The organism is Kitasatospora sp. NPDC058243 (assembly GCF_042882025.1).
Classification (GTDB): domain Bacteria; phylum Actinomycetota; class Actinomycetes; order Streptomycetales; family Streptomycetaceae; genus Kitasatospora.
On record NZ_JBHVWW010000044.1, the window covers coordinates 25,310 to 47,573 of the forward strand.

At 72.0% G+C, this 22,264-nt stretch carries 19 protein-coding genes, 1 pseudogene and 1 riboswitch; of the genes and pseudogenes, 12 read left to right on the forward strand and 8 right to left on the reverse strand.

The annotated features are described in order from the left end of the window. Positions 1 to 72: 72 nt before the first annotated feature. Positions 73 to 1,722 carry an NRAMP family divalent metal transporter gene (locus ACFVX9_RS25695; RefSeq protein ID WP_387983642.1) on the reverse strand — a complete coding sequence of 550 codons (1,650 nt, stop codon included), beginning with the start codon at positions 1,720 to 1,722 and terminating at the stop codon, positions 73 to 75. Positions 1,723 to 2,080: 358 nt separating this feature from the next. Further along, positions 2,081 to 2,258, reverse strand: a riboswitch (M-box (ykoK) riboswitch). 137 nt (positions 2,259 to 2,395) lie between these two features. Between ACFVX9_RS25695 and ACFVX9_RS25700 the strand changes: the two genes are divergently transcribed. The 4 genes and pseudogenes from ACFVX9_RS25700 to ACFVX9_RS25715 all read left to right on the forward strand — a co-directional run bounded on the left by ACFVX9_RS25700 (position 2,396) and on the right by ACFVX9_RS25715 (position 7,489). Beyond that, positions 2,396 to 3,271, forward strand: coding sequence for an ABC transporter ATP-binding protein (locus ACFVX9_RS25700; protein ID WP_387983643.1), 876 nt, complete (start codon positions 2,396 to 2,398; stop codon positions 3,269 to 3,271). A gap of 947 nt (positions 3,272 to 4,218) precedes the next feature. Continuing rightward, positions 4,219 to 4,554, forward strand: a pseudogene (locus ACFVX9_RS25705) (FtsX-like permease family protein); the annotation flags it as partial. 1,643 nt (positions 4,555 to 6,197) lie between these two features. Then, a complete protein-coding gene (locus ACFVX9_RS25710) occupies positions 6,198 to 6,533 on the forward strand; it encodes a BlaI/MecI/CopY family transcriptional regulator (protein ID WP_387983645.1) in 336 nt (111 codons plus the stop codon). Then, positions 6,530 to 7,489 (forward strand): M56 family metallopeptidase, encoded by a 960-nt coding sequence (locus ACFVX9_RS25715; protein WP_380380672.1) that lies wholly within the window; start codon positions 6,530 to 6,532, stop codon positions 7,487 to 7,489. The genes ACFVX9_RS25710 and ACFVX9_RS25715 overlap by 4 nt, the downstream gene beginning before the upstream one ends. A 38-nt stretch (positions 7,490 to 7,527) precedes the next feature. Here ACFVX9_RS25715 and ACFVX9_RS25720 read toward each other — a convergent pair whose 3' ends face one another. Then, positions 7,528 to 8,547, reverse strand: coding sequence for an acetamidase/formamidase family protein (locus ACFVX9_RS25720; RefSeq protein WP_380380670.1), 1,020 nt, complete (start codon positions 8,545 to 8,547; stop codon positions 7,528 to 7,530). Positions 8,548 to 8,776: 229 nt separating this feature from the next. Next, a complete protein-coding gene (locus ACFVX9_RS25725; RefSeq protein ID WP_063346507.1) occupies positions 8,777 to 9,847 on the reverse strand; it encodes a C40 family peptidase in 1,071 nt (356 codons plus the stop codon). A gap of 302 nt (positions 9,848 to 10,149) precedes the next feature. Here ACFVX9_RS25725 and ACFVX9_RS25730 point away from each other — a divergent pair, with 302 nt between their 5' ends. From ACFVX9_RS25730 to meaB, 3 genes are read left to right on the forward strand one after another with little or no spacing between them, the layout of a single operon-like run. Beyond that, complete coding sequence (locus ACFVX9_RS25730; protein WP_380380668.1) at positions 10,150 to 12,018, forward strand: methylmalonyl-CoA mutase family protein; 1,869 nt, start codon at positions 10,150 to 10,152, stop codon at positions 12,016 to 12,018. Then, positions 12,015 to 14,219, forward strand: a complete 2,205-nt coding sequence (scpA, locus tag ACFVX9_RS25735; protein WP_063346509.1) for a methylmalonyl-CoA mutase — start codon at positions 12,015 to 12,017, stop codon at positions 14,217 to 14,219. The genes ACFVX9_RS25730 and scpA overlap by 4 nt, the downstream gene beginning before the upstream one ends. Before the next feature lie 12 nt (positions 14,220 to 14,231). Then, complete coding sequence (meaB, locus tag ACFVX9_RS25740; protein WP_380380665.1) at positions 14,232 to 15,233, forward strand: methylmalonyl Co-A mutase-associated GTPase MeaB; 1,002 nt, start codon at positions 14,232 to 14,234, stop codon at positions 15,231 to 15,233. 298 nt (positions 15,234 to 15,531) lie between these two features. Here meaB and ACFVX9_RS25745 read toward each other — a convergent pair whose 3' ends face one another. Together ACFVX9_RS25745 and ACFVX9_RS25750 are read right to left on the reverse strand one after the other, a co-directional pair. Beyond that, complete coding sequence (locus ACFVX9_RS25745; protein ID WP_380375422.1) at positions 15,532 to 16,005, reverse strand: DIP1984 family protein; 474 nt, start codon at positions 16,003 to 16,005, stop codon at positions 15,532 to 15,534. Positions 16,006 to 16,119: 114 nt separating this feature from the next. Next, complete coding sequence (locus ACFVX9_RS25750) at positions 16,120 to 16,947, reverse strand: hypothetical protein (RefSeq protein ID WP_380375420.1); 828 nt, start codon at positions 16,945 to 16,947, stop codon at positions 16,120 to 16,122. A gap of 581 nt (positions 16,948 to 17,528) precedes the next feature. Between ACFVX9_RS25750 and ACFVX9_RS25755 the strand changes: the two genes are divergently transcribed. From ACFVX9_RS25755 to ACFVX9_RS25775, 5 genes are all read left to right on the forward strand, one after another. After that, positions 17,529 to 17,660: a hypothetical protein gene (locus ACFVX9_RS25755; RefSeq protein WP_363376953.1), complete on the forward strand. Its 132-nt coding sequence runs from the start codon at positions 17,529 to 17,531 to the stop codon at positions 17,658 to 17,660. Positions 17,661 to 18,020: 360 nt separating this feature from the next. Beyond that, entirely contained in the window at positions 18,021 to 18,221 is a 201-nt protein-coding gene (locus ACFVX9_RS25760; protein WP_380375419.1) for a hypothetical protein, read from the forward strand. 314 nt (positions 18,222 to 18,535) lie between these two features. Beyond that, positions 18,536 to 19,876: a hypothetical protein gene (locus tag ACFVX9_RS25765; RefSeq protein ID WP_380375417.1), complete on the forward strand. Its 1,341-nt coding sequence runs from the start codon at positions 18,536 to 18,538 to the stop codon at positions 19,874 to 19,876. Positions 19,877 to 19,879: 3 nt separating this feature from the next. Continuing rightward, positions 19,880 to 20,191, forward strand: coding sequence for a putative quinol monooxygenase (locus ACFVX9_RS25770; RefSeq protein ID WP_380375415.1), 312 nt, complete (start codon positions 19,880 to 19,882; stop codon positions 20,189 to 20,191). 17 nt (positions 20,192 to 20,208) lie between these two features. Continuing rightward, a complete protein-coding gene (locus ACFVX9_RS25775; RefSeq protein WP_380375427.1) occupies positions 20,209 to 20,682 on the forward strand; it encodes a hypothetical protein in 474 nt (157 codons plus the stop codon). Between the two features lie 21 nt (positions 20,683 to 20,703). Here ACFVX9_RS25775 and ACFVX9_RS25780 read toward each other — a convergent pair whose 3' ends face one another. From ACFVX9_RS25780 to ACFVX9_RS25790, 3 genes are read right to left on the reverse strand one after another with little or no spacing between them, the layout of a single operon-like run. Further along, on the reverse strand, positions 20,704 to 21,045 hold the full coding sequence (locus tag ACFVX9_RS25780) for a hypothetical protein (protein WP_380375413.1): 342 nt from the start codon (positions 21,043 to 21,045) through the stop codon (positions 20,704 to 20,706). Between the two features lie 34 nt (positions 21,046 to 21,079). After that, complete coding sequence (locus tag ACFVX9_RS25785; RefSeq protein ID WP_380375412.1) at positions 21,080 to 21,661, reverse strand: HD family hydrolase; 582 nt, start codon at positions 21,659 to 21,661, stop codon at positions 21,080 to 21,082. Positions 21,662 to 21,674: 13 nt separating this feature from the next. Further along, on the reverse strand, positions 21,675 to 22,058 hold the full coding sequence (locus ACFVX9_RS25790; RefSeq protein WP_380375411.1) for a hypothetical protein: 384 nt from the start codon (positions 22,056 to 22,058) through the stop codon (positions 21,675 to 21,677). Positions 22,059 to 22,264: the final 206 nt, after the last annotated feature.

The following is a 22,264-nucleotide window of genomic DNA, read 5'->3' on the forward strand; positions in this document are numbered from 1 at the left end:
AGAGCAGGGAGACGGACGGACGGGTGGCGGGCCGCTGCCCACCACCCGTCCGTCCGGGCTGCGGTCTGCGGCTCAGTGGTTGAGCGCGGTCTGGACGATCTTGATGATGACCATCACCATCGCGACCAGCAGGTAGGCGCGCAGGGCGCCCATGCCGACCTTGCGGGCGGTGGACATGACCGGCTTGCCGAGGGTCTCCAGCGGGGGCATCCGCCATTCCTCGCGGCCGGTGCGGTCGACGGGGTCCTCCTTGGTGGCGGTGCGGCCGAAGGTGAAGAAGTACCCGGCGACCAGCACGCCCGCCACGCCGCAGCCGGCCATGATCCACAGGATCGCCTGCGAGCTGATGTCGGGCCAGACCACGGCGGCGGTCAGGATCAGCGACAGCATCACCAGCACGCCGACCACGGCGGAGGTGAAGGCGTTGGTCTTGGGCCCGTTGACCCACGGCCCCAGGACGGCCTTGTCGTTGCACAGCAGCAGCAGGAACACCGTCGCCGAGGGCAGCAGCACACCGGCCAGCACCTGGACGAACTGCGTCATCAGGCCCTGGGTGTAGCCGGTGGACAGCAGCGTGATCGCGGCCGCCGCGACCACCAGGCCGGCGTAGATCGCGTAGAAGCCCTTGGCGCCCTTGACGCCCCGGTGCAGCGAGTGCCTGATGCCGAACACGTCGCCGATCGCGTAGGCGGTGGAGAGGGAGACAGCGAAGGCGCCGATGATCGAGGCGTCCAGCAGCGCGATGGCGAACAGCACACCCACCACGTGCCCGGCCTTGTCCTCAAGGCCCTTGGCGACGGCGCCCGCATCGGAGAACTGGCCGAAGCCGTCGGTGCCGGCGAAGGCCGCGGCGGTGAAGCCCATCATCGCGGCGGCGCCGATGATGACGATGGCGATCCCGATCCACAGGTCGACCTTCTCGTACTTCATGAACCGAGGCGTGATCCGCTTGTCGATGACGTACGACTGCTGGAAGAACAGCTGCCACGGGGCGACGGTGGTGCCCACGATGGAGACGATCACCAGCATCACGGCCGCCAGCTGGCCCGAGCCGCCCGGCATGCTCGGCACCGTGAAGTCGTGCGCCATCTGCGAGGTCTTCGGGTGGACCATGAAGTAGATCGGCACCAGCAGCAGCGAACCCACGCACAGCGTGACCGCGACGCGCTCGAAACGCCGGAACGAGCCGGTGAACGCCGAGGCGATGATGATCACGGCGGCCAGCACCACCGAGGCGACCTTCGGCAGGCCCAGGTACCCGGCGGCCAGGGTGACGCCGATGAACTCGGTGACCAGCGTCAGCGCGTTCAGCAGGAACAGGTCGATGACACTGAACGCGCCCCAGAACTTCCCGAAGCGCTCCAGGATGAGCCGGGCGTGGCCGACACCGGTGACGGCGCCCAGGCGCAGCACCATCTCCTGGTTCACGTACAGCACCGGGACCAGCATCAGCAGCGTCCACAGCAGCTGCGTGCCGTAGTTCTGCCCCGCCTGCCCGTACGTCGAGAAGGCGCCCGCGTCGTTGTCGCCGACCATCACGATCAGGCCGGGGCCCACGATCGCCAGCAGGGTCTTGAGCCGCGCGGACAGGCCGTGGCGCGGCGTGGTGTCGTCGAGCCGGATGGTGCCGAGCGCACCCCTGATGTCGCCGACGTGGGCGTCGTCGAGCACGGCGGTACGGGTGGTGGTGGGGACCTTCGGGTCCAGCATCACGTTGGTCATGGCAGGGCCTCCCTGCCCCCTTCCTTGAGGGGGCGACAGGGGGCACGCAGCAGCGATCCTCCCTGCGAGCGCACGCCGCCGGACCGCACGGCGGCGCTGAGCGGCGGCGGCCGTGAGGGCATGACGGAGCGTCAGACGTCGTGCGTCGGGGCGCGGTTGAGCGCATGACGCAGCGTCAGGTGAACGAGCGCAGGGAAGGTTGTTACCGCGTGCCAGAGGTGATCGAGAGCATGCGGGGGCAGGGGCGACTATGGCCCGGACTATCGCAGTCCATGTCTCTCGCCTCCTCCCGGTCGGGGGTGCACCGTCTGTGCACCGCATCGCGACACGGCAAGGAGCGGACCGGCCCCACGGGACCGGCACACCCCAACTCGTCAGAGCTTTGGCACTCCACGGCGTGTCCAGCCCGGTCGGGCCGGAAGCCACTTGGGGTCAACCCTTAACTCGGGAAGACCTGTCCTGAACCTGGGCGTCTCTCGACGTCGTCGGGTCAGTGGCCTGTGTCCGTGAAGACGCCTCACCGAACGAGGTGCCTTGCAAACCTCGTCAAGCATAGACCCTCCCCTTCACCCGGATAGCGGCGTTTCGACCGAACTTCGACAGCTTTGTAGAAGCTTGACCAAACCCACCCCTCGACGTGCACCCCCATCCGGCATATATAGTTCACCGACATATGCAGCTCAACAGCTCACGAGGGGGAAGTGTGTCCCACAGCGATCCGACCCGATCCGCACCCGTCCTGCACCTGGCCAACGTCACCCGGGTGCACGGGCGGGGCGCCGCCGAGGTACACGCCCTGCGCGGCGTCGAACTGGCCGTCCACCCCGGCGAGTTCGTCGCCGTCATGGGCCCGTCCGGCTCCGGGAAGTCCACCCTGCTGACCCTGGCCGGCGGACTCGACACGCCCAGCGAGGGCGAGATCCTGGTCGAGGGCGTGGCCCTCGGCGGCCTCAGCCGCGGCCGGCTCGCCGACCTTCGGCGGCGCTCCATCGGGTACGTCTTCCAGGACTACAACCTGATCCCCGCCCTCACCGCCGCCGAGAACATCTCGCTGCCCCGCGAACTCGACGGAGTCTCCGGACGCGCCGCCCGCCGCGAGGCGCTCGCCGCCCTGGAGGAACTCGGCATCGGGGAACTCGCCGACCGCTTCCCCGACGACATGTCCGGCGGCCAGCAGCAGCGCGTCGCCATCGCCCGCGCGCTGATCGGCGAGCGCCGGCTCGTCCTCGCCGACGAACCGACCGGCGCCCTCGACTCCGCCACCGGCGAGGCCGTGCTCGCCGTGCTGCGCGCCCGCTGCGACGCCGGGGCCGCCGCGATGATGGTCACCCACGAGGCGGCGCACGCCAGTTGGGCGGACCGGGTGGTCCACCTGAAGGACGGCGCGGTCGCCTCCGAGAGCCACGGGCGGCGCACCGGCAAGCGCCGACTGACCACCGAGCCGCTCAGTGCTCCGGCCGACGGAGCCGGGCACGCGTCCGGCGACTACGGCCACACGTCCGGCGACTTCGGCCACGCGGCCGGCGGCTTCGGCGAGGTGACCCGATGAGACTCGGCGCCTGGAAGGTCGCCCTGCGCATCGCCCGCCGCGACGCGCTGCGCGCCAAGGGCCGCAGCGCCCTGATCGTCGCCATGATCGCGCTGCCCGTCCTCGGCGTCACCGGCGCCGACGTCGTCCACCGCAGCGGGCAGCTCACCCCGGCCGAACGGGTCGAACGGGTGCTGGGCGGGGCGGACGCCCTGGTCACGTCGCTCGCCCCCGGCCGGACCGTCGAGCAGGCCCCGGTCGCCGAGGACGGCGCCTTCGCGGTCCAGCCCCGCCCCGGGCAGCCGCCCACGGCCGAGCAGCAGAAGGCCGCCGGCACCGACCCCGTCGCCCTGGTCACCGGACTCCTGCCGCCGGGCAGCGTGCTCACCTCCGCCCGGCAGGGCCCGGAGACCGGCGCCACCTCCCCCGAAGGCCTGGTCCGCACCCTCACCACCGAGGCCGACCTCGCCGACCCGCTCTGGCACGGCCGGCTCGACCTGGTCGACGGCCACGCCCCGGGCGGCCCGCGCGAACTGGCCGCCACCCGGGCCTTCCTCGACAACTCCGGACTGGCCGTCGGCGGCACCACCACCTTTCCCGGCCTGGAGCGGACCACCTTCACCATCACCGGCGTCGTCGAGCACCCGGACGACCTCCGCCGGGTCGAACTCGTCGCCCAGCCGGGCGCGTTGCTGAGCCAGCTCGCCGCCGCCACGCCTCCCGGCAGCCCGGCCGCGGCAGCGCCGGAGCCCGAACGCGGCGCCTGGCTGGTCCGGCTCCCCGCCGGGGCCGCCCTCGACTGGGCCAAGGTCCAGGAGTTCAACGCCCACGGCTACACCCTCACCGCCCGCTCGGTCGCGCTCGCCCCGCCGCCGCGCGCTGCCGTCCCCTACTACCGGGACGCCTACCGCTCCTTCGGCCCCTCCGCCGACGACAACACCAAGGTCGTGGTGGCCACCGTCACCGGCATGGGCCTGCTGGAGGTCGCCCTGCTCGCCGGCCCCGCCTTCGCGGTCGGCGCCCGCCGCTCCCGCCGCCAGCTCGCGCTGCTCGGCGCCGCCGGCGGCCGGCGGACGCACGTCGGCGCGGTGGTGCTCGGCGGCGCCCTCGTCCTCGGCACGGCCGGGGCCGTGGTCGGCGTGGTCCTCGGCGGCGGCCTCGTCGCCGGGCTGCGCCCGTGGATCGAACGGGCCGGCGGCGCCCGCTTCGGGCACTTCGCCCTGCCGCCACTGGACCTGCTCGCGATCGGCGGGATCGGCCTGCTCACGGCGCTCCTCGCGGCCGCACTGCCCGCCCGGCAGGCCGCCCGCAGCAGCGTCACCGCCGGACTCACCGGCCGGGACACCGTCCAGGCCCCGAACCGCTGGGTCACCGTGCTCGGTGTGCTGCTGCTCGCCGCCGGCGCCGCCCTGGCCCTGTACGGCGCGAGCGCAGTGCAACACGGCGGCGTGCCCGTCGTCAGCACCTACGACACCCGCACGCTGACCGTGCTCGGCGGCTCCGTCATCGCCGAACTCGGCCTGCTCGCCTGCACCCCCGCACTCGTCGCCCTGCTCGGCCGGCTCGCCAAGCGGCTGCCGCTCGGCCCCCGACTCGCCCTGCGCGACTCCGCCCGGCACCGCTCGCGCACCGCGCCGGCCGTCGCCGCCGTGATGGCCGCCGTGGCCGGGGCCGTCGCCATCGGCGTCTACAGCACCAGCACCGACGCCGAGAACCGCCGCGACTACCGGCCGCAGGCCCCGTACGGCGCCGTGCAGCTCCTCTCCACCGCCGACGGACCGCAACTCGACGGCCTGCGCGCCGAGGTGGGCAAGCAGCTGACCGACCTGGGGCCGCGCGCCGACCTCGGCGAAGCGGTGTACCAGTTCTGTGCCAACTGCTCCAGCACCGTCCAGCTCAAGGGCACCGTGAACTGGCGCACCGCGTCCGGCCCGCCGCACCTGGCCGCCGGGGACGCCGCCATGCTCCGCACCCAGTTCGGCATCCACGACCCGGCCGCCGAACAGGCCCTGGCCGCCGGGAAGATCCTGGTCTTCGACCGCGCCTTCCTCGCCGGCGACGGCCGGGCGGTGCTCCAACTGCGCGGCAGCTCCGGCGCGCCGCTCCAGCCCGGCGAGATCCCCAAGCCCGACCTCCAGGAAATCCCGGCCGACGCCGTCCTGGTCGAGAACCCGAACGCCGCCCGCTTCGCCCAGGGCCTGATCCTGCCCTCGGCGCTGCCCAAGCTCCTGCCCGGGCTCGCCGCGAGGCCCACCGGCGCGATCTGGGTGCCCGCCACCCCGCCCGACCGCAAGGCCCAGCAGCGCGCCGAGGCCGCCGTCGTCCGGCTCGACCGGGCCGCCCAGCTGGAGGTCGAGCGCGGCTTCCAGCCCCGCGGCGACGCCCTCACCCTGGCGCTCAGCGGCTTCGCCGGGCTGGTCGTCCTCGGCGCCGCCGGCATCGCCACCGGTCTGGCCGCCGCCGACTCCCGCCAGGACCAGGCCACCCTGGCCGCCGTCGGCGCACCGCCGCGGATCCGCCGCACCATGGCGGGGCTGCAGTGCGCGATGATCGCCCTGCTCGGGGCGCTGCTCGGGGCGGTCAACGGCTTCGTCCCCGCGGTGGGCCTGCTGAAGTCCCGGGCTAGCGGGTTCGGCGGCCACCCGGCCCTGATCACCGCCCCCTGGGGCCAGCTGCTGCTGGTCGTCCTGGTGCTCCCGGTGCTGGCGGGGCTGCTCGCCGCCCTGCTGACCCGCTCCCGCATCCCGATGGGGCGGTGGTTTTCCTGCCCCCCGCCACACGCCGAAGCCCGCCCTCCGAAGTGGGGGGCGGGCTTCGGCGTGCGCGGGCGACCCACGCGCGAGAGGGCCGTACCATGGGCGGGTTCTAGCGGGCGAAGGGCGCCGGCGGGTCGGCGAGGGAGAGAACGGCGGTGCTGCGCGGGTTCGGCGACCTGGAGGCCGAGATCATGGACCGGCTGTGGTCCTGGGGCCGGCCCGCCACCGTACGCGAGGTGGTGGACGACCTCCAGCGTCAGCGGCCGGTCGCGTACACCACCGTCACCACGGTGGCCGACATCCTGCACACCAAGGGCTGGCTGCGCCGGGACAAGGTGGGCCGGGCCTGGGCGTACGAGCCGACCTGCACCCGGGAGGCGTACACCGCGCAGCTGATGCGCCAGGCGCTGGAGACCACGCCGGACCGGGCGGGTGCGCTGCTGCACTTCGTCGACGGGATGAGCAGCGACGAGGCGTCCGCGCTGCTGGCGGCGCTGGAGCAGGTGAAGGCCCGGGACGCCGAGTGACCCTCGCGCTGCTCGGCCTCCACCTGGCCGTGACCGGGGTCCTGCTGCCGCGCCGGCTGGCCGGCTCGGCCCGGTTGCAGGCGCGCCCGGCGGCGGGCGCCGCGCTCTGGCTGGCCCTGATGGCCTCCTTCCTGGTCGCTCTGCTGCTGGCGGCGCACCACGCGGTGGAACCGTTCGCCCACGAGCCGGCCGGGCTGGTCGGGCTGTTCCCGCACCCGGAGCCGGTCGGGCCCACCGCCCCGCACACCCACGACTGGTGGCTGCTGGCCGCCGCCGGGGCCGCGATCGCCACGGTGGTGACGGCCGTCGGCGTCCGGGCCGGACGGGCGCGCCGGCGGCACCGGGCGATGCTGGACCTGGTCGCCGTCCGGGACGGGCGCTGGGGCGCCCTGATCCTGGAGCACGCCCACCCGACCGTCTACTGCCTGCCCGGCCGCAGCTCCCGGGTGGTCCTGTCGCGCGGGGCGCTGCGGCTGCTGGACGAACGGCAGTTGGCCGCGGCGGTGGCGCACGAGCACGGACACATCCGCGGCCGCCACCACCTGTTCCGGCTGCCGGCGGACACCTTCGCCCTGCTGTTCGGCCCGCTGCCGCTGGCCCGGCGAGGGCGGGCGGAGGTGGGGCTGCTGCTGGAGATGGCGGCCGACGACGCCGCGCTGGCGCGGGTTTCGCGCAGCGAACTCGCCTCCGCGCTCTGCGCCCTGGCGACGTCCGGGGCCCCGACGGGCGCCGCGCCCGGCATCGTGCCGGGCGGGGCGCACGGCATCCCGCCGGGCGGGTCACTGGGCCCCGCGTCGGGCGGGGCGCTGGCGGTGGCCGCCACCGGGGTGCTGGCCCGGGTCCGCCGACTGGCCCGCCCGGGGCACGGTCGGCGCGGGCGCCAACTGGCCTTCTGGATGGCGGTGTCGGCGCTCCCGCTGCTGCCGTACCTGCTGGCCTGCGCGCCGCACCCGTAGGGCGCCCGCCGCCCCCCGGTCACGATCCCGGACCGACCCTACCGGTGCCGCAGGTACGCCTCGGCGGTCTCGCGCAGGCGGTCGTGCAGGCCGTCGTAGGCGCGGACCCGCCCGAGCAGGCTCTTCGGCAGCTTGGCGACCATCGTGTAGTTGGTGTCGCAGACGTTGGCGGCCGGCGCCAGCCCGGCCTGGCTGACCAGTTGGTAGGCGTCGAGCTGGTCCAGGCCGAGCAGGTGCCCGGTCCAGCCGACCAGGTCGTGCTGGCTGATCCGGAACGCGTCCTCCAGGGGGCGGGCGGAGCCGGTGCTGATCAGGAAGCGGTCGTCCTCCAGCCGGGGCCAGGCCGGTCCGCCGCCCTTGACCAGGTCGACGATCACGGTGGTGCGCATGGCCGCCTCCACCGCCGTCCCGCACACCTCCCCCTCCCCCTGGCGCGCGTGGCCGTCGCCGATGGCGAGCAGCCCGCCCGGGACGTTGACCCCGAAGTAGGCGGTGGTGCCGGCCCTCATCTCGGGGGTGTCCAGGTTGCCGCCGTGCGCGCCCGGCGTGATCGAGGCCAGCACCTCGCCGGCCGCCGGGGCGACCCCGACGGTGCCGTGCATCGGGTCGAGCGGGAGGTCCACCGTGAAGTCGCTGTTGCGGGCCCGGAATCGGCAGACGCCCGCCTTGAGGTCCAGGTCGTAGACCCAGACCCGCTCCTCCAGCGGCGGGTGCAGCATCGCCGTGCTGTGGGTCGCGGTCAGCGCGCCGAAGTGCGGGAAGGTGCTGGAGACGCCGTAGTCGCGGGCCGGGGTGATCTCCACGAAGTGCACCGCGAGGACGTCGCCGGGCTCCGCGCCCGCCACCGCGATCGGCCCGGTGACCGGGTTGAGGTAGGGGAAGACGCACACCTGGCTGGGCAGGTCGCCGGTGCCGCGCACCTTGCCGCCGAAGCAGTCCTCGGTGGTCAGTTCGACGATGGTGCCGGGCTGCACGGTGACGAGCGGTGCGCGCCCGCCGAAGGTGTAGGCGTAGTCGGCCGAAGCGGGGGCCAGCTGGACGGTCTCGGGCAGGCTCACGGGTTCTCCTCGCGGGTGGTGGGCGCGGGCGTGTCAACCATGGTGCTCTCTCTCCGTGACGACCCTGCAGGTGTGGGGAGACTGCGGAGGCAAGTATGTCCAGATGGCGGCCCCGGAGAACGCGAAGGCCCGCCCCCGCCGAGGCGGGAGCGGGCTGCCGGACTGCCGGACTGCCGGACTGCCGGGCACAGCACACAGCTGCAGCCACGGCCTACGGCTACGGCTACGGCTACGGGCGGACGGCGCCCACGTACGGCATGGCACTGATCGGGAGGACCTCGACGTTCTTGCCGGTGCGCGGGGCGTGGATCATCTTGCCGTCGCCGATGTAGATGCCCACGTGGTGGATGTCGGGGTAGAAGAAGACCAGGTCGCCGGGCTGGAGGTCGGCGCGCTGGACGCGGGAGCCGGTGTTCCACTGGTCCTGGGACATCCGGGGCAGCTTGACGTTGCCCGCGCGGTAGGCGCCGCCGGTGAGGCCGGAGCAGTCGAAGCTGTTGGGGCCGGTCGCGCCCCAGCCGTAGGGCTTGCCGAGCTGGGCGTAGGCGAACTGGAGGACGGCGGCGGCGCGACCGCTGGCGGGCGGCGCCGGGGTGTTCATGTTCGGGCGCTCCGAGGAGCGGGAGGCCCGGTCGGCGGCGGCCGCCGCCTGGGCCTCGGCCTTGGCCTTCTCGGCGTTCTGCTGGGCGTTGATCTTGGCGCGGTCCTCGGCGCTCAGCTTGTTGAGCATGCCCTGCGCCTGGGCGAGCTTGACCTGGATCTGCTTCTTCTTCTCCCCCAGCTCGGTGCCGACGGAGTCGAGCTGGGCCAGGGTGGCGGTGGCCTCGGCGCGGTCCTGGTCGAGCTTGCGCTGCTCGTTCTGGGCCTGCTTGAGCAGGGATATCTGGGAGTCGGCGAGGTGGTTCTGGACCGAGGCGCGCTCCAGGTAGGCGGCCGGGTCGGAGTCGAGCATCAGCTGGAAGGACGGGTCGATGCCGTTGGTGCGGTACTGGTCGGCGGCCACCGCGCCGAGCTGGGAGCGCAGTTCGTTCATCGCCTCCTGCCCGCGGGCGACCTTCTCCTGGATCTTGCTGGCGTCGCCCTGGAGCTTCTGCTGCTTCTCCTGGAAGCCGTTGAACTGCTCGACGGCCTGCTCGGCCTCCTCGTTGAGCTTGTCCACCTGCTCCTTGACGGAGGCCAGGTTGGGGGCGGGCTCGGCGTGGGCGGTGCCGGAGGCGAGGACGGCGCCGCCGGCCATGGCCGTGGTGAGGACCGCCATGCGGGCCCGGCTCGGGGGGCTGGGCTTGCGACGCTTTCCCATGGCGGGGGGCTCTCCTTCGGGGGACGGCAGGGGACGGCGAAGGCGGGCGAGGACCTACGGGGGTTCGGTCCCCGCCCACCTTCTTCGAAGTAACTTAATAGATGAGTGGAGGGGTTCCGCAATCCCCCTGTTCCGGGCCGTTCCGGGCGATCGATCGTGGCCCCCGGCACCGGCGTTGACCTCGGGTGCCACCGTCCGCGGCACTCCTCGCCGCCCGGAGTGCTGAGAACGTGCCAAATCGAGGGAAAGGTCACACGGGCCGCCCCTCCTGCGGGCCTGCGAACGAGCGCTAACCTGCGGTCATGAACGTCCTGCCCGAAGGGCTCCCCCTCGCCGCCGAATTCCCGGCCGCACACCGCGAGCAGTGGCAGCAGCTCGTCGAGGGCGTGCTGCGCAAGTCCGGCGCGCAGCCCGCGGACGGCGCCGCCGCCGAGCGGGCGCTCACCACCGAACTCCCGGACGGGCTGCGCGCCCGCCCGCTGTACACCGCCGAGGACGCCCCGGCCGAAGCCGGCTACCCCGGCTTCCCCCCGTTCGTCCGCGGCGGCCGGCCGCAGGGCGCGGCCGTCGCCGGCTGGGACGTCCGCCAGCGGCACGCCGACCCGGACCGCCGGCGCACCAACGAGGCGGTCCTGGCCGACCTGGAGAACGGCGTCGGCTCGCTCTGGCTGGAGCTCGGCGGCGCGGGCCTGCCCGTCACGGCCCTGCCCGAGACGCTGACCGGCGTGTACCTCGACCTGGCCGCCGTGGCACTCGACGCCGGGCCCGAATTCACCGCCGCCGCCGAGCAGTTGTTCGCCCTGTACGAGGAGCGCGAGGTCTCCCCCGGCGCCGCCGCCGGCAACCTCGGCGCCGACCCGCTGGGCCTCCAGGCCCGCACCGGCGAGACCGGACGCACCACCGCGCTGCTCGCCGAGGCCACCGCGCTGGCCGCCCGCTGCGCCGCCGAGTACCCCGGCGTCCGGGCGCTGACCGTGGACGCCCTGCCCTACCACGAGGCCGGCGCCTCGCCCGCCCAGGAGCTGGGCTGCTCGCTCGCCACCGGCGTCGCCTACCTGCGGGCGCTCACCGCCGCCGGGCTGTCGGTGGACGCCGCGCTCGGCCAGCTGGAATTCCGCTACGCGGCCGACGCCGACCAGTTCCTCACCATCGCCAAGTTCCGTGCCGCGCGCCGCCTCTGGTCCCGCGTCGCCGAGGTGTCGGGGGCCTCCGCGGCGGCCTCGGCGCAGCGCCAGCACGCGGTCACCTCCCGGGTGATGATGACCGCCCGCGACCCGTGGGTGAACATGCTGCGCACCACCGTCGCCTGCCTCGCCGCCGGCGTGGGCGGCGCCGACGCCGTCACCGTGCTGCCCTTCGACAGCGCCCTCGGCCTGCCGGACGCCTTCGCCCGCCGGATCGCCCGCAACACCCAGTCGATCCTGCTGGAGGAGTCCCACCTCGCCCGGGTGATCGACCCGGCCGGCGGCTCCTGGTACGTCGAGCAGCTGGGCGAGGAGCTGGCGGCGGCCGCCTGGGCCTGGTTCCAGGAGATCGAGCGGGCCGGCGGCCAGCAGACGGCGCTCACCGACGGGACGGTCCGCGAGCGGATCGCCGCGACCTGGGCGGAGCGCTCCGTCAAGCTCGCCAAGCGGCGCGAACCCGTCACCGGTGTCAGCGAGTTCCCGCACCTGGACGAGCAGCCGCTGGTCCGCGAACCGGCCCCGGCCGCACCGGGCGGCGGGCTGCCGCAGGTGCGCCGCGCCGAGGCGTACGAGGCGCTGCGCGACCGCTCGGACGCGCAGCTCGCGGCCACCGGCGAGCGGCCGAAGCTGTTCCTGGCCTCGATCGGCACCGCCTCCGCGCACACCGCGCGCACCACCTTCGCCGCCAACCTGTTCCAGGCCGGCGGCATCGCGACGACCTCGCTGGAGTCCGTCGACCCGGCCGCCTTCGCCGAGGCCTTCACCGCCTCCGGCGCCACCGCCGCCTGCCTGTGCTCCAGCGACGCGCAGTACGGCGAGCACGCCGAGGCCGTCGCCGGCGCGCTGAAGGCGGCCGGAGCCCGACGGGTGCTGCTGGCCGGTCGACTCGGCGAAGTCCCGGCAGGAGTAGACGAGTTCATCCACGCGGGCGGGGACGCCATCGCCGTCCTCACCTCCCTGCTCGACCAGATCGGAGTGGCACGATGATCCCCGACTTCACCGGAATCGGGCTGAACGGGGATCCCTCCGGGGACGTCACCGACGGCCAGTGGCGGGCCGCCTGGCGGCAGTCCACCGGCAAGGACGTCGACGAGCTGGTCTGGGACACCCCCGAGGGCATCGGCGTCAAGCCGCTGTACACCACGGCGGACCTGGCCGGCCTGGACTTCCTGGAGACCTACCCGGGCATCGCCCCGTACCTGCGCGGGCCGTACCCGACCATGTACGTCAACCAGCCGTGGACCGTCCGCCAGTACGCGGGCTTCTCCACCGCCGAGGAGTCCAACGCCTTCTACCGCCGCAACCTGGCAGCCGGCCAGAAGGGCCTCTCGGTCGCCTTCGACCTGCCGACCCACCGCGGCTACGACAGCGACCACCCGCGCGTCACCGGCGACGTCGGCATGGCGGGCGTGGCGATCGACTCGATCTACGACATGCGCCAACTCTTCGACGGCATCCCGCTGGACAAGATGTCGGTGTCGATGACCATGAACGGCGCCGTCCTGCCCGTCCTGGCCCTGTACATCGTGGCCGCCGAGGAGCAGGGGGTGGCGCCCGAGAAGCTGGCGGGGACCATCCAGAACGACATCCTCAAGGAGTTCATGGTCCGCAACACCTACATCTACCCGCCGCAGCCGTCGATGCGGATCATCTCGGACATCTTCGCGTACACCTCGCAGAAGATGCCCCGGTACAACTCCATCTCCATCTCCGGCTACCACATCCAGGAGGCCGGGGCCACCGCCGACCTGGAGCTGGCCTACACCCTGGCCGACGGGGTGGAGTACCTGCGCGCGGGCCTGGACGTGGGCCTGGACGTGGACGCCTTCGCGCCGCGGCTGTCGTTCTTCTGGGCGATCGGCATGAACTTCTTCATGGAGGTCGCCAAGCTGCGCGCGGCCCGGCTGCTGTGGGCCAAGCTGGTCAAGCAGTTCGACCCGAAGAACGCCAAGTCGCTGTCGCTGCGCACCCATTCGCAGACCTCCGGCTGGTCGCTCACCGCCCAGGACGTGTTCAACAACGTGACCCGTACCTGCGTGGAGGCGATGGCCGCCACCCAGGGCCACACCCAGTCGCTGCACACCAACGCGCTCGACGAGGCGCTGGCGCTGCCCACCGACTTCTCCGCCCGGATCGCCCGCAACACCCAGCTGCTGCTCCAGCAGGAGTCCGGCACCTGCCGGGTCATCGACCCGTGGGGCGGCTCCGCCTACGTCGAGAAGCTCACCCACGACCTGGCGCGCCGCGCCTGGCAGCACATCCAGGAGGTCGAGGCGGCCGGCGGCATGGCCAAGGCCATCGACGCGGGCATCCCGAAGATGCGCGTCGAGGAGGCCGCCGCCCGCACCCAGGCCCGGATCGACTCCGGCCGCCAGCCGGTCATCGGCGTCAACAAGTACCGGGTGGACAGCGACGAGCAGATCGACGTGCTCAAGGTCGACAACTCCTCGGTGCGCGCCCGCCAGCTCGAAAAGCTGCGCCGGCTCCGGGAGGAGCGCGACGAGGCGGCCTGCCAGGACGCGCTGAACGCGCTCACCCGGGCCGCCGAGGCCGGCCCGCAGCGCGGCGGCTCGCTCGACGGCAACCTGCTGCACCTGGCCGTCAACGCGGCCCGGGCGAAGGCCACCGTCGGCGAGATCTCGGACGCCCTGGAGAAGGTGTACGGCCGGCACAGCGGCCAGATCCGTACCATCTCCGGTGTGTACCGAGACGAAGCGGGCCCCTCGGCCTCCCTCCAGCGCACCCGCGACCTGGTCGAGCGGTTCGAACGGGCCGAAGGCCGGCGCCCGCGCATCCTGGTCGCCAAGATGGGCCAGGACGGCCACGACCGCGGCCAGAAGGTGATCGCCACCGCCTTCGCCGACCTCGGCTTCACCGTGGACGTCGGCCCGCTCTTCCAGACCCCCGACGAGGTCGCCCGCCAGGCCGTCGAGGCGGACGTGCACATCGTCGGCGTCTCCTCGCTCGCCGCCGGGCACCTCACCCTGGTCCCCGCGCTGCGCACCGCACTCGCCGAGGCCGGCCGGGAGGACATCACCATCGTGGTCGGCGGGGTGATCCCCCCGCAGGACTTCGACGCGCTGTACGAGGCGGGGGCGGCGGCGGTCTTCCCGCCGGGCACCGTCATCCCGGACGCCGCCTACGACCTGCTCACCTCCCTGGCGGCCGACCTCGGCCACGAGCTGTGAGATTTTGATCGTATGCCTCCGCGGACGATCGACCTCGACAGCTATGTGACGGGTGTCCTCGACGGCTCGCGCGCCTGGATCGCGCGCGCCGTCACCCTCGTCGAGTCCACCCGGCCCGACCACCGCGCGCTCGCGCAGCAGTTGCTCCAACGGCTGCTGCCGCACGCGGGCGGCGCGGTCCGGGTGGGCATCACCGGCGTGCCCGGTGTCGGCAAGTCGACCTTCATCGACTCCTTCGGCACCATGCTCACGGGGCTCGGCCACCGGGTCGCCGTACTCGCCGTCGACCCCACGTCCAGCCGCACCGGCGGCTCCATCCTCGGCGACAAGACCCGGATGGAACGCCTCGCCGTCGACCCGCACGCCTTCGTCCGCCCCTCGCCCACCTCCGGGACACTGGGCGGCGTCGCCAAGGCCACCCGGGAGTCCATGGTGGTGATGGAGGCCGCCGGCTACGACGTGGTCCTGATCGAGACGGTGGGAGTCGGCCAGTCCGAGACCGCCGTCGCCGGGATGGTCGACACCTTCCTGCTGCTCAGCCTCGCCCGCACCGGCGACCAGTTGCAGGGCATCAAGAAGGGCGTCCTGGAGCTGGCCGACGTCATCGCCGTCAACAAGGCCGACGGCCCGCACGAACCCGACGCCCGCGCCGCCGCCCGCGAACTCGCCGGCGCCCTACGGCTGTTGCAGGCCCCCGACGCGGCGTGGACGCCGCCCGTGCTGACCTGCAGCGGCCGCGACGGCGCCGGACTCGACGTGCTGTGGGAACGGCTCCAGCAACACCGCAAGGTCCTCGACGCCACCGGCGCACTGGCCGCGAAACGGCGGGAACAGCAGGTCGAATGGACCTGGACGATGGTCCACGACCAGCTCTACGCGCGGCTGCACGAACACCCCGAAGTGCTGCGGCTCTCGGTCGAGTTGGAGGCCCAGGTCCGCGCCGGCACCATGCCGGCGGGGCTGGCCGCGCAGCAGATCCTGGACGCCTTCTTCGGCTTCTTCGGTGCGCCCTGACGGGAGGCGCTTCTTGAGCGGCCCCGGGGTGGAAAAGGTGCGAGGGCCGTGCTGGTGTGCACGGCCCTCGCACCGGGTGTGGGGCGCCCCGTTCCCGCCCTCGTCGCCCGGATCTGCACGTGGTGGTGAGCTGTACAGTGTGCTCTGTCACCTGTACGCGATGCTGAGCTGCATTGTTTGATGAGGAATCGAACCCCCTGCGTTGCTCTTCACGCGCCAAGGGCCGGATGAACCGCCGGCCCGCGGTGTGTGCACGCCTCCGTGGCGACTACCTGCTTCCCACACCCAGCTGGTGGGGTCAGTCCTCGATCAGGTCGATCTCCCAGTTGGTGCGCTGGATCAGGGTGTCCACCTCGCGGATCTCCTTCGCCAGGGCGTCCGCCTGGGCGCGGAGCTCGGCGACCGGCAGGGCGGCGAGGATCCTGAGTTCGGACCGCAACTGCCGTACGACTCCGCGCTGGTCGCGCCCGGAGGCGGCGTCGGCGGCCGCGGTGATCACCGAGTGGCGCAGCCGCAGGACGTCCCGGCGGGCGAGGGCATCGGTCAGCGTGCCGCCGCCCTCGATGAGCGCGGTGGAGTTGGTCCGGTTGATCTGACGGATCAGCCGCTCCAGCTCGTCCAGCACCTCTCCGGCCTGGGCCAGGACCTCCGCCGCGCTCTCGGCCGGCTCCTCGCCCTCCTGGTAGCGGGCACTGCCGACGACGCGCGCCCGCAACTGCTCCACCCGCCGCACCGCAGCCGCGCGCTGCGCGAGCGCTTCAGCCAGTTTCACCGCGTCATCACCTCTACGTCCTACTGATCGTCCGGCAAGTATGCACGTCAGTGCCTGCCGGCACGGTTCGCGGGGTGGGGTCGGCCAGGCCGACCCGGCGGGCGCCGGGCGGGTTCATGCCTCTCGACGGCGTTCGGCCGCGGCCCGTACGTCCGCCAGCGCCCTCGCCCGGTCGACCGGCGGCGGCGAGAAACGTCCGGGCGCCGCGAGTACATGCTCCTCCCAGCGGTCCTGCCAGAACTCCACCGTCCAACCAGGCCACCGCTGCGGCATCTCGTACGCCTCCGCCGACGCCCCGAGCACCCACCAGCCCACCCGCCGACGCAGCGGATCGACGTGGATGCCGGCATCGGCCGACGCCTCGCAGACCCCGTGCTCGGGGCCGCCCGCCAGTCGGTCGAGCAGCGCAGCCCCCTCCCGGACCGGATGGTCGTTGACGTTCGCCAGCACGTAGCAGTGCTCCGCCCCGACCGCCCCGACCGTCACCACCGCAACCATCGACTCGGGGTCAGCCAGCTCCTCGTCGCCCGGTTCGAGCAGCGGCCCCACCGCATGCCCGCGCCCACGAGCGCGGACGTGTTCGGGGTCCAGCCCCAGGTACGTCCGCAGCTCGGCAGGGCCGTCGTACATCCACCGGACGTCCCACCCCACCCATGCCTCCCGCAACAGTTCCAGAGTGGCCGCCCTGTGACGCATCTCGGCGCTCGGCCCTTCCCAGGCGAACAGCATCAGCACCTTCCGGCCGAGGTCGATCAGTGCCGCACCCTGGCAGTGCACATCATCCAGCCACCAGTCGACCGCCCTCAGGTGCCGGACCATCGAAAGCGCCTCCGCCGGCCCGGCCAGGAGGTCGAGGTCGATTCCTATCGCCCCGAACCGCGACAGGTACAGCTCGAACTCACCGCTCTCGCGGACAACGACAAAATTCGCACGATCACCCATCCACCCAGAATGACCACCCCCGGCACCGGGCCGCCACCACATTTGACGCACCCACACGGGCACGACCCCAGGACCGCCACTCGATCCACCGGCATCACCTGACAACCGATCAAAATCAGTTGCCGAGGATGCTCGGGCGGCTCACCCCACCCCGACGCATTTCTCAGTCGACTGACCACCACCGACACCCTCTGAGCCAGTCGGGCACAACTGCCAGGACAGGGCCTGACGTCGGTGTCTCTGAGCCGGGACACGGTAGGTGAAACTGACACGGTGTGGTGACCTGGCCGTTTCGACCCGGTGGGACAGGTTTGTTGGAACCAGTTCCGAACTACCCGGGCTCGCGGCGTCCGTGGCCGCTCCGCTGAGGGGCTTGGAACCGAGCGAGCGCGTACGCAGGACAACTGGAGCGGCGGGGACGACAGCGGTTCAGCCGTTGTAGTCACACCGCGCCGCTTGGGACCTATCCTGAGCCAATGCTTCACGAGCTGTGGGACGAAGGCGAGGAGGGAAAGATGTTCTGCCTGGCCGGACCGCGCGGAGACGGGGCTCGTGCGCTCTTGTCCGAAGGTGCCCGGCTCGTGTGGACCGTTGAGGCCGCGAGCTACTTCGACGCGATGACGTTGTACTACCAGCGCATGGGCTGGGGCACCTACACCACAGAGCACCCGGAGTGGGACAACCGGACCTACGCCGAGCACGGCTGGGAATGATCAACCCATTTCACGCCTTCAGTCACACACGCCTCACGAACTACAGCTGGAGTAGTAGCCCCAAGAGCGATTCCAGCGCTGGGGCACTCCGGTTCCAACAACCGTGACCAAGTCCCAGCCAACGTGTCCTGGCTCAGTCTCGGCAGCAGCCGAGACACCGACGCACAAGCCAATTCCTTACTGTCAGTCAACAATCCGTCACAGTCGCGAGGCGCCCGACGGTCGCCACTACGCCACCTCTCGCAGAGCGTGAAGGTCCAGCGCCGTGCCCCATCCATGCGTGGGGCACGGCACTTCGGCGACTTCCAGGTACTCGAACCAGACCACCTTGCCCACCCCCGCCGGGCGCCAGCCCCATGCGTGCGCCAGCGCTTCGACGAGCAGGAGGCCACGCCCGCTGGTCGATCCGGCGTCACGCTCGCGCTTCGGGAGCTCCGGGCACCGATCGGCGACCTCCACCCGCACCCGCCCGGCACCCACCGGACGGTCACGGCGCAGCGCTCCCTGGTGTGCACGAGCGCATTGGCGATCACCTCGCTGGCGCACAGCTCCACCTCCTGAAGCCCGTCCGCCGACAGCGGCACACCCCACTCCCGCACGATCGCCCCCACCAACCGCCGGGCCGCCGGCACGGCGTCGGCCCCCGGCGGCACGCCCCACTCCAGCGGAACCGGGAATCGAGCGGTGTTGAGCGGACTGACGATCACTGGGAATCCATTCGGTCACATAGCGACAATTCTGCAGCCATGCCGGATCGTTCGGGTCCACACCCACCGTCCAAATGGCTGACGCCAAGTCAACGCGGGTACACAAGAAGGGAGAACAGGCGAAGCTGGTCCAGGCGTTGAACCGGTTGAACAGAGGACGGGATCGCGATGACCCACCGACCGCGCACACCCAACACCGCGCTCGCGACACTCATGCAGCAGGCGGGGTGGGGCAACGGCCAGCTCGCCCGAGCCGTGAATCGCGTCGGAGCCGAGGCGGGGCACCAGCTGACCTATGACAAGTCGGCGATCTCGCACTGGCTCTCGGGCACTCAGCCCCGGGCAGACGCACAGGAGATTGTCCGCGAGACGTTCTCACGTCGGCTCGGACGACCGGTGACACCCGAGGAGACGGGCTTCGGGCGCGGCGCCGAGCAGGCGGGCAGCCAGGGGGTCCTGTCCGATCTGATGTCGATCGGCAAAGCCGACATGGATCCCTCACGCCGTGGTGTACTCGCCTCCGGGCTCTACTCGCTCGCCCTGACACTGCCGGTCTTCGACGACACCGCTGACCGGATGAACCATGCCGCTGCGGGCCGTACCGTGCGGGTCGGCCAGGGCGAGGTCGAGACCGTTCGGAGAATGACGGACCGGATCGCCGATATCCTCGACGAGCTCGGCGCCGCCCACGCCCGCCCGATGGCGGCGGCCTTCCTGGTCAACTCGGTCGGACCCTGGCTCCAGGCATCCGGCACCACGGAAGTGAAGGCCGGGCTGCTGTCGGCCGCCGCCGATCTCACCTACCTCACCGGGTGGATGGCGATGTACGAGACTGCCCACGGTCTCGGCCAGAAGTACTACGTCCAGGCCCTCAAGCTCGCACGCGAGGCCCAGGACCACGTGACGTACTGCCGCACCCTACGGGGCATGGCGCTCCAGGCGTCCAATCTCGGATACGGCCCGAAGGCGCTGGAACTGGCCGACTCGGCCGCCGAAGCGGCTCCGGCCTCCGGCCCGCGACTGCGGGCCTTCCTCGCCGGCCAACAGGCGCACGGCGCCGCCATGGTGAAGGACCAGCGGCAGGCATTCGCGCGGCTTGCCGAGACCGAAACCGCGCTGACCCAGGCCGAGGGCCGCAACGACTCCGTCGGCGGCTACGACCAGGCCGCCTACCACTTCCACGTCTCGCACGTGCTGTACGAACTCGGCGACCTCTCAGGGGCAATCAAGGAACTTCAACTCTCCAACCGAGCCCGCCCCGCCAACGAGAAACAGGGCCGCGTACACGGCAACGGCCTGCTGGCCCGCCGCCAGATGGAACTCGGGCACGTCGAGGCCGCCTGCGCCACCTGGAACGCGTTCCTGGACGACTACGTCACGATCAGCTCCGTCCGTGGCGACGAGCACTTCCAGGCTCTGGGCAAGGGCCTCCCGGCACGAGCCACCAACCGTACGGTCCGCCAGCTCCACCAGCGCACCCGCGAGGTCGCCGGCCAGAAGGCCGCGTGACCCGTGGGATTCGGTCTGGTCGTCCGCTTCATCACCCACGACGCCACAGCAGCCCGCGCCTTCGACCAGCTGGCAGCTGCGGCCCTCGAAGAAATCCGCGCCCAGGAACCGGGCACACTCCTCTACGTCACTCACACCGTGCCGGGCGAGCCACACGTCCGGGTCTTCTATGAGTTGTACGCGGACCGTACGGCCTTCGAGGAGCACGAACGGCAACCTCACGTCCGCCGATTCCTGGCCGAACGCGCGCAGCACCTCGAATCGTTCGAGGTGACGTTCCTGGATGAAACCTCCGGCAAGGGCACTACGCCGTGAAGGCCGACCGGAGCGGTCTGCGGATCGGAATCACGGGGCACCGGGGGCTGGCGGCCGGAGTGGAGGAGCAGGTTCGACGGCTACTCGAAGACGCTCTCGCGGGCGAGGACCCGACTGGGCTCACGGTCGTGTCCTGCATCGCGGACGGGCCGGACGCGTGGCTGGCGGAGATCGCGCTCGAACGGGGGGCCCGGCTGGAGGCCGTCATTCCGGCGGATCAATACCGGGACGGGCTGCCGGACTGGCATCACCCCGTCTACGACCGGCTGTTGAGCAGTGCCAACGCCGTTCACCGAACAGGCCGGGTGGAGTCCGACGAAGCCGCCCACATGGCGGGGAGCGAGGTCCTGGTAGCCCAGGTCGACAAACTCCTAGCCGTCTGGGACGGCCTGCCGGCCCGCGGCTACGGCGGGACGGCGGACGTGGTCGCCTACGCCCGCCGGCGCGGCGTGCCGGTTGAGGTGCTGTGGCCGCAGGGAGCGCGCCGGTGAATGCGGAATGAGGCCTACCAGTCAGGCCGGTCGCGCCGCCGCGACCGCGTCGGTGTACAGCTCAGTGGTCAAGTCGACTTCCCTGATGCCGAGTTCGGCCAGCACCGCACGGACAAGGGCGAGGGCCGGCGTGAGGTCGGCCTCCGTGGCGGCCGTCGTCTCGACCTCGATGAACGTGGCGTCGTCCAACTCGGGAACGCGAACGAGTGTGGCGAGCAGGTGCCTTCCGTCGCGCTGGAAGCCGTAGTTGCGGCACCGCTTCTCGAACGTGATGCGAGGGGTGAAGCCCAGGCCCCGGATGATCTCGTGCGCGGCGTCGTCCACCATCACATCGAACTGCCGCTTTGAGACCGACACCGGCAAGGTGCCGCCTTCAAGGCGCGATCCACGACCCGCGTCAGCTCGGCCTCTCGCCGAGGGCAGCACGGAGCCAGTCGAGGGAGTCGGTTGCCAGGACGGCGTCGGCGAGTGCGTTGGCGGTCTTCGTGGTGAGACGGCCACGGCTGTTGTCGATCCAGCGCTGAGCGTTCGCGTAGCCCTGCGCCTTGTACTCGACTCCCTGGATCAGGCACTCCAGCTTGTCGGCATCCCGCGCGCAGACCGCCTCCGGAGAGTCCTTCGCTTCGTACTCCGCGACGAGATCCCGGATGGTCGAGGCGAGGATCTCCGGCATGCCGCCGACCTGGTCGGCCGTCACCGCCGCCGGATCGGCGCCGGGCGCGTACTTCTTCCCCAGATGGTTGACGTCCCCGGTGCGCGTCTCCTGGGAGTCGTGCCAGACCGCGAGGAAGGCGGCCTGCGCCGGGTCCGCGCCTTCGAGCTTGGCAATGATCGAAGCGATCAACGCGGTTCGCCAGGAGTGTTCGGCGACCGATTCGGGATCGCGGACGCCGGCCATCCACCAGCCCGTGCGCTTGGTCTGCTTGAGCGTCCCGGCTTCGAACAGGAACCTCGCCACCGGCGTCAGGTCGTCTGTCACTGTCTGGCTCCTCTCACGCCTCGACAAGGCGGATCGCGTAGCGGATGCTGTCGAGTTCGCGTCGCCCGCGCCGCGACAGCTCCCGACCATCCAACAGCACCGGGAGCCGTTCGCGCAGGGCGCGGGCCGCAGTTCCGGAGCGCAGCAGATCCGGCCGGACCTGGAGCAGTGACCACACACTGTGGATGTTCAACTCGGCGTACCCGCACTGCGGGCCGAGCCCCTGAACGAGGTGCGCGAGGAGCTTGTCGCCGGGCCACGGACCCGGCGACCGGGCGGCGATGAAGTCGTCGGAGAGTTCGAGGTACGGGACCTCGCCGACCCAGTACGCCCAGTAGTTGAGGTTCGCCAGCGCACCCGCCTCATCCGCGAGGCCTTCTCCAACACCTCTCCCCAACGATCACAACCAGCCGCGAACCCTGCCACCACGGCGGCCGAGAAGAGCGCCCACCACACCAGGCGCGCGAAGGTTGCCACTACGCCACCTCTCGCAGAGCATGGAGGTCCAGCGGCGGGGCCCCCCCCCGCCTTGGGGGAGGGGGCTTTGGGGGTTTTCGGGGACCCAACCAAAACACCCCTCCCCCCCCCCCCAGGTACCAACCC

Coding starts and splice junctions, on each gene's coding strand:
- ACFVX9_RS25750 (WP_380375420.1), bottom strand. CDS start 16,947: ATGGGTGATCGTGCGAATTTTGTCGTTGTCCGCGAGAGCGGTGAGTTC.
- ACFVX9_RS25700 (WP_387983643.1), top strand. CDS start 2,396: ATGCAGCTCAACAGCTCACGAGGGGGAAGTGTGTCCCACAGCGATCCG.
- ACFVX9_RS25765 (WP_380375417.1), top strand. CDS start 18,536: ATGACCCACCGACCGCGCACACCCAACACCGCGCTCGCGACACTCATG.
- meaB (WP_380380665.1), top strand. CDS start 14,232: ATGCCTCCGCGGACGATCGACCTCGACAGCTATGTGACGGGTGTCCTC.
- scpA (WP_063346509.1), top strand. CDS start 12,015: ATGATCCCCGACTTCACCGGAATCGGGCTGAACGGGGATCCCTCCGGG.
- ACFVX9_RS25710 (WP_387983645.1), top strand. CDS start 6,198: ATGGACCGGCTGTGGTCCTGGGGCCGGCCCGCCACCGTACGCGAGGTG.
- ACFVX9_RS25730 (WP_380380668.1), top strand. CDS start 10,150: ATGAACGTCCTGCCCGAAGGGCTCCCCCTCGCCGCCGAATTCCCGGCC.
- ACFVX9_RS25725 (WP_063346507.1), bottom strand. CDS start 9,847: ATGGGAAAGCGTCGCAAGCCCAGCCCCCCGAGCCGGGCCCGCATGGCG.
- ACFVX9_RS25695 (WP_387983642.1), bottom strand. CDS start 1,722: ATGACCAACGTGATGCTGGACCCGAAGGTCCCCACCACCACCCGTACC.